Here is a 3108-nt window from a genome sequence, read left to right as displayed (position 1 = left end):
TTTCCGATCCGATTTCCTCGGTGCTTTCCAGGTTCTCGCTCTCGCGTTTCCCTTTCCGGCGGTTCCGACTTTATCAGAAGTTCTGAGTCGGATTTCCCGCCCCCTTGAGGGGACTGGATCCGGTGCACGAGGCGGCCGGGTTCCCTCTGGGGCAGGGCCGTAAACGTACTGGAGCGGGGCGCCCCGATGCAAATCGAGGTGCCCCGCTCCCAGTTCACGCGGACGAGAGGCTGTCCGACGGTCAGACCTCCACGACCACGGGGAGGATCATCGGCCTGCGGCGATAGGTGTCCGCCACCCACTTGCCCAGCGTCCGGCGGATGAGCTGCTGGAGCTGGTGGGGCTCGACCACGCCGTCCTGGGCCGAGCGCTCCAGGACCTCGGTGACCTTCGGGAGGACCACGTCGAAGGCGGAGTCCTCGATGCCGGAGCCACGGGCCTGGACGTGCGGGCCGCCGGTGATCTTGCCGGTGGAGGAGTCGATGACGACGAAGACCGAGATGATGCCTTCCTCGCCGAGGATCTTCCGGTCCTTCAGTGCCGGCTCGCCGACGTCGCCGACCGAGAGACCGTCGACGTAGACGTATCCCGCCTGGACCTTGCCGGAGATCTTGGCCTTGCCCTCGACGAGGTCGACGGCGACGCCGTCCTCGGCGATGACGATGCGGTCGTGCGGGACGCCCGTCAGGGCACCCAGCTCGGCGTTGGCGCGCAGATGGCGCCATTCGCCGTGGACCGGCATCAGGTTCTTCGGCCGGCAGATGTTGTAGAAGTACAGCAGCTCGCCCGCGGAGGCGTGGCCGGAGACGTGGACCTTGGCGTTGCCCTTGTGGACGACGTCGGCGCCCCAGCGGGTCAGGCCGTTGATCACGCGGTAGACCGCGTTCTCGTTGCCGGGGATGAGCGAGGACGCCAGGATCACCGTGTCGCCGTGGACGATGCGGATCTGGTGGTCCCGGTTGGCCATGCGGGACAGGGCCGCCATCGGTTCGCCCTGGGAGCCCGTGCAGACCAGGACCACCTCGTGGTCCGGGAGGTCGTCGAGGGTGCGGACGTCCACGACCAGGCCCGGCGGGACGCGCAGGTAGCCGAGGTCCCGGGCGATGCCCATGTTGCGGACCATGGAGCGGCCGACGAAGGCGACGCGGCGGCCGTACTCGTGGGCCGCGTCCAGGATCTGCTGGATGCGGTGGACGTGGCTGGCGAAGCTGGCCACGATGATCCGCTTGCGGGCGTTCGCGAAGACCTGGCGCAGGACGCCCGAGATGTCCCGCTCCGGCGGGACGAAGCCCGGGACCTCGGCGTTCGTGGAGTCGGAGAGGAGGAGGTCGATGCCTTCCTCGCTCAGCCGGGCGAACGCGTGCAGGTCGGTGAGGCGGTTGTCCAGCGGCAGCTGGTCCATCTTGAAGTCGCCGGTGTGGACCACCATGCCGGCGGGGGTGCGGATGGCGACCGCCAGGGCGTCCGGAATGGAGTGGTTGACCGCGATGAACTCGCAGTCGAAGGGGCCGAGGCGCTCGCGGTCCCCTTCCACCACTTCCAGGGTGTACGGGCGGATGCGGTGCTCCTGGAGCTTGGCCTCGATCAGGGCGAGGGTCAGCTTGGAGCCGATCAGCGGGATGTCCGGCTTCTCGCGCAGGAGGAACGGGACGCCGCCGATGTGGTCCTCGTGGCCGTGGGTGAGGACGATGCCCTCGATGTCGTCGAGACGGTCCCGGATGGACGAGAAGTCCGGCAGGATCAGGTCGATTCCGGGCTGCTCCTCCTCGGGGAAGAGCACGCCGCAGTCGACGATCAGCAGGCGGCCGTCGTACTCGAAGACCGTCATGTTCCGGCCGATCTCGCCGAGGCCGCCGAGCGGAGTGACGCGCAGGCCGCCCGCGGGCAGCGGCGGGGGCGAGCCGAGTTCAGGGTGCGGATGGCTCAAAAGACTCTCCTCAAACACGCGCGCCACGTACCGGTGGGGCACGTGGCGCGCGTGACGTTCGTGCAGAAGCAGTTGTCGTTGTGGGTGCAGGCACCGGTGGCCTGCGTTATTCAGTTGTGGAGCTCATTGCTGCGAAGCGGCGGCTTCGCGAAGTCTGTTGTCAGAGCTGTACCCCGCCGGCGGCAAGATCGATCTTGAGTTGCTCGATCTCCTGGGCGGTGAGTTCGACCATGGGCGGGCGCAGCGGTCCGCCGGGCAGTCCCTGGAGGGTGAGCGCGGCCTTGGTGGTCATGACGCCCTGGGTGCGGAACATGCCCGTGTAGACCGGGAGCAGCTTCTGGTGGATCTCGGTGGCCTTCTGGACGTCGCCGGAGACGAAGGCCTCGACGAGGGCGCGCAGGTCCGGGGTGACCACGTGGCCGACGACGGAGACGAAGCCGACCGCGCCCACGGAGAGCAGCGGCAGGTTCAGCATGTCGTCGCCGGAGTACCAGGCGAGGCCGGACTGGGCGATGGCCCAGCTGGCGCGGCCGAGGTCGCCCTTGGCGTCCTTGTTGGCGACGATCCGCGGGTGCTCGGCGAGGCGGACGAGCGTCTCGGTGTTGATCGGGACGCCGCTGCGGCCGGGGATGTCGTAGAGCATGACCGGCAGCCCGGTGGCGTCGGCGACCGCCTTGAAGTGCCGGTAGAGGCCTTCCTGCGGGGGCTTGTTGTAGTAGGGCGTGACGAGGAGCAGGCCGTGTGCGCCGGTCTTCTCGGCGGCGCGGGCCAGCTCGATGCTGTGGTGGGTGTCGTTGGTGCCGACGCCGGCCACGATGTGGGCGCGATCGCCGACCGCCTCCAGGACCGCTCGTACGAGGTCCGATTTCTCCGCGTCGCTGGTGGTCGGGGACTCGCCGGTGGTGCCGTTGATGATCAGGCCGTCGTTGCCTGCGTCCACCAGGTGCGTGGCGAGCCGCTGCGCGCCGTCGAGGTCGAGTGCGCCGTCCGCCGTGAAGGGCGTGACCATGGCGGTGAGGACCCGCCCGAAGGGGGTCTGCGGAGTGGAGGTCGGAGCCATGGGTTACACGCTACTCGTTGCTCAAGGCGCGGTCTGCCCTCGGGGGGAGGGATACGTCAGGACAAAGATGGATCCCGGCACTGCCTGCTCGGGGGTTCAAGCAGTGCCGGGATCCATCTTT

The 3108-nt window shown here is 68.5% G+C and carries 2 protein-coding genes; both read right to left on the bottom strand.

Annotation, left to right across the window (positions count from 1 at the left end; all coding sequences use genetic code 11):
• Positions 1–241: 241 nt before the first annotated feature.
• Entirely contained in the window at positions 242–1927 is a 1686-nt protein-coding gene (locus CCN42_RS38595; protein WP_086741875.1) for a ribonuclease J, read from the bottom strand.
• Between the two features lie 160 nt (positions 1928–2087).
• Positions 2088–2987, bottom strand: a complete 900-nt coding sequence (gene dapA / locus CCN42_RS38590; protein WP_086741874.1) for a 4-hydroxy-tetrahydrodipicolinate synthase — start codon at positions 2985–2987, stop codon at positions 2088–2090.
• Positions 2988–3108 lie beyond the last annotated feature (121 nt).

Source organism: Streptomyces glaucescens (assembly GCF_002154375.1).
Lineage (GTDB): Bacteria > Actinomycetota > Actinomycetes > Streptomycetales > Streptomycetaceae > Streptomyces > Streptomyces glaucescens.
Note: the sequence above shows the minus strand (reverse complement) of the source record. Positions and strands in the feature narration are given on the sequence as shown.